The organism is Kitasatospora sp. NPDC057512 (assembly GCF_042802135.1).
GTDB lineage: Bacteria > Actinomycetota > Actinomycetes > Streptomycetales > Streptomycetaceae > Kitasatospora.
Map to the genome: position 1 here is coordinate 1 of NZ_JBHVET010000874.1, position 3,170 is coordinate 3,170.

Below are 3,170 nucleotides of genomic sequence, written 5' to 3' on the forward strand. Positions count from 1 at the left end.
GCCCCCGTCGGGACGATTCCCGACGGGGGCTCCGAACAGGCTCCGAAGAGCGGGGGACGTCAGCCGACGAAGACCGCGACCGGCTTCGCCTGCCCGCCCTTCTCCTCGACCAGCGCGAGGAAGCGCCCGTCCGGCCCGAACACCGCGATCGGCCCGTCCACGCCCATCCCGGGCGCCTTCAGCCGGGCGCCGTGCGACAGCTTCTCCGCCGAGGCCTCGTCCAGGTCCCAGCGCGGGAAGGCGGCCGCCGCAGCCTCTCCGATCGGCAGCACTTCGAGACCCTTGGCGGACTCGCCGGTGACGTCGGCCTCCAGCTGCTCCAGGGTGCGCGCCGACTCCACCCCGTACGGCCCGACCCTGGTGCGCCGCAGCGCGGTCAGGTGCCCGCCGACGCCCAGCCCGGCGCCCAGGTCCCGGGCCAGCGCCCGGATGTAGGTGCCGGAGGAGCACTCGACGGTGACGTCCAGGTCGATCACCGGCGTGCCGTCCTCGGCGACCGCCGCGCGCTGCCCGTGCACGGTGAAGGAGTGGATCGTGGTCGGCCGGGCCGCGATCTCGAAGTCCTCGCCCTCGCGCACCCGCGCGTACGAGCGCTTGCCGTCGATCTTGATCGCGCTGACCTTGGACGGCACCTGCATGATCTCGCCGGTGAGCGCCGCGATCCCGGCGTCGATCGCCTCCCGGGTGACCGCGTCCGCCGGGGCCGAGGCGGTGACCTCGCCCTCGCGGTCGTCGGTGACGGTGGTCTGGCCGAGCCGGATGGTCGCCTCGTAGGTCTTGGCGGTGAGCATCAGGTGGCCGAGCAGCCGGGTGGCCCGCTCGACCCCGATCACCAGGACGCCGGTGGCCATCGGGTCCAGGGTGCCGGCGTGCCCGACCTTCCGGGTCCCGGCCAGCCACCGCAGCTTGGCGACGACCCCGTGCGACGTGATGCCCTCGGGCTTGTCGACGATCACCAGGCCGTCCGGGCCGGTGCCTTTGCGCTTCATCGGGTTCTTTCTCTCAACAACAACAGCAGAGATGATCAACGTACCGGTCGCAGGGCGCCCCGGAACCGCTCGACCACCGCGGCCACGTCCTGCCGGACGCTGAATCCGGCCGCGAAGACGTGCCCCCCGCCGCCCAGTTCGGCGCAGGCCGCGGCGACGTCCACCGCGCCCTTGGAACGCGAGGAGCCGCGCAGCGTGCCGTCCGGGTCCTGCTTGAGCACCAGCGCCACCTCGGCCTCGGCCGGGCGGCGCAGGATGTCGATCAGCCCCTCGATCTCCTCGACCGTGACGCTGAACAGCGCGAGGTCCTGGTACGGCACCCAGGTCCACACCAGGCCCAGCCCGTCCGCCGCCTCCGGCTCGTAGACGGCCCGGTCGAGCGCGCCCGCGAGCACCTTGAGGTAGCCGAAGGAGGAGGTGTCCCACAGCTGCCGGGCGATCAGGTCGTGCCGGATGCCGGTGGCCAGCAGCCGGGCGGCCAGCTCGTGGGTGGCGGGCGTGGTGGCCCGGTACTTGAACGAGCCGGTGTCGGTGGCGACACCGGTGTAGAGGCAGGTGGCCAGCTCCTGGTCCAGCTCCACGCCGAGCCGGCGCAGCAGCTCGTCGACCAGCACGGCGGTGGCCGGCGCGGTCGGATCGATCAGCTGGTGGGTGCCGAAGCCCGGGTTGGAGGCGTGGTGGTCGAACACCGCCAGGACGGGCGCGGCGAAGGCCTTGGCGTGCAGCAGACCGAGCCTGCTCTCCGCGGCCACGTCGAAGCAGAGCACCAGTTCCGGCACGTCCGGCACCTCGACGGCCGGCACGATCAGCTCCTGCCCGGGCAGGAAGGCCAGCGACTCGGGCACGACCTGCGGGTCGTCGCCGAAGGAGACCCGCACCTGCTTGCCGAGCCCGCGCAGCGCCAGCGCCGCCGCCAGCGAGGAGCCCAGCGCGTCGCCGTCCGGGCAGATGTGGCAGATCAGGTCGATCGAACGGGCCCGACCGATCTCCGCCACCACCTGCTGCCAGAGCAGCTCGAACCCGCTCTCCTCGGCGCGCGGGCCCGGAAGCGCCACGAGGGCACCCTCCACCGTGCTGGTGGAGGACGCCCCCGTGGTCGATCCGGCTCGCGAGGCGGCCTGCGCCGGCTCACCCGCCATGACTACTCGTCCTCGTCGTCACGCTCGGCCGCCGGAACCCGGTACGGGTCCGCCTCGCCGGCGTAGCTCGCCCCGGCGGCCCGGGTGCGCACGGCGGCGTCCGAGCTGCGGGCCCGGTCGAGCAGGTCGTCGATGTTCCGGGCGTTGTCCGGCAGCGCGTCCGCGACGAAGGTCAGCGTCGGGGTGAAGCGCACCCCGATCTTGCCGACCTCGGAGCGGATCACGCCCTTGGCGCTCTCCAGCGCGGCCGCAGTGGCCTCGCGCTCGGTCTCGTCACCGAAGACGGTGTAGAAGACGGTGGCCTCGCGCAGGTCTCCGGTCACCCGGGTGTCGGTGATGGTCACGAACCCCAGTCGGGGGTCCTTGATCCGCCGCTCCAGGGTCTGGGCGACGACCACCTGGATGCGGTCTGCGAGCTTGCGCGCCCTCGCGGTGTCGGTCACGTTGCCTCCTCGTGCAGTGGGCCAGTACCCGGGCGAGCTGCGCACCCGTCGGGGCCCACGCCCCAAAGTACCGGCCCGCGCCCGGCCTTGCGGGCGCTCTCGGTCCTGATCCGTGTGAGAACGGCGACTTCCGTCGGCCGGCTCCACGGTCCTCATTCGTCGTCGTCGTTGTGGTAGCGCCTCCTCGCGGAGAGGAGTTGCACCTCGGGGCGGCCGGCGACCAACCGCTCACAGCTGTCCAGGACCTCGGTGACGTACCCGGCTTCGCCGGAGACCACCGCGAGGCCGATCTCGGCCCGGCGGTGCAGGTCCTGGTTCCCGGTCTCGGCAGCGCACACGCTGTACTTGCGCTGCAGTTCGGCCACGATGGGCCGCACGATCGAACGCTTCTCCTTGAGCGAGTGGACGTCGCCCAGCAGCAGGTCGAAGGTGAGTGTTCCCACGAACATGTATGACAGGTCTCGCCGACCTGGAAGGCCTCGGGGAGCAGCCCGGAACCGGGCTGGTGCCACGACGTGTGACTACCCCGGACCCTACACAGCGAGACCGGGGCCGGTCGACGGAAATACCACCCGTCGACCCGCCCCCGCTGCGGTGTC

The 3,170-nt window shown here is 72.4% G+C and carries 4 protein-coding genes; all 4 read right to left on the reverse strand.

Annotated features, from left to right (window positions below):
- Positions 1-59 precede the first annotated feature (59 nt).
- Positions 60-989, reverse strand: a complete 930-nt coding sequence (truB, locus tag ACFU6K_RS35105; protein WP_380670090.1) for a tRNA pseudouridine(55) synthase TruB — start codon at positions 987-989, stop codon at positions 60-62.
- Positions 990-1,024: 35 nt separating this feature from the next.
- Positions 1,025-2,128 (reverse strand): bifunctional oligoribonuclease/PAP phosphatase NrnA, encoded by a 1,104-nt coding sequence (locus tag ACFU6K_RS35110; RefSeq protein ID WP_380670092.1) that lies wholly within the window; start codon positions 2,126-2,128, stop codon positions 1,025-1,027.
- Between the two features lie 2 nt (positions 2,129-2,130).
- Complete coding sequence (gene rbfA / locus ACFU6K_RS35115) at positions 2,131-2,571, reverse strand: 30S ribosome-binding factor RbfA (RefSeq protein WP_380670094.1); 441 nt, start codon at positions 2,569-2,571, stop codon at positions 2,131-2,133.
- A 152-nt stretch (positions 2,572-2,723) separates the two neighbouring features.
- Complete coding sequence (locus ACFU6K_RS35120; protein ID WP_030289887.1) at positions 2,724-3,020, reverse strand: DUF503 domain-containing protein; 297 nt, start codon at positions 3,018-3,020, stop codon at positions 2,724-2,726.
- Positions 3,021-3,170 lie beyond the last annotated feature (150 nt).

Coding starts and splice junctions, on each gene's coding strand:
- truB (WP_380670090.1), bottom strand. CDS start 989: ATGAAGCGCAAAGGCACCGGCCCGGACGGCCTGGTGATCGTCGACAAG.
- ACFU6K_RS35110 (WP_380670092.1), bottom strand. CDS start 2,128: ATGGCGGGTGAGCCGGCGCAGGCCGCCTCGCGAGCCGGATCGACCACG.
- ACFU6K_RS35120 (WP_030289887.1), bottom strand. CDS start 3,020: ATGTTCGTGGGAACACTCACCTTCGACCTGCTGCTGGGCGACGTCCAC.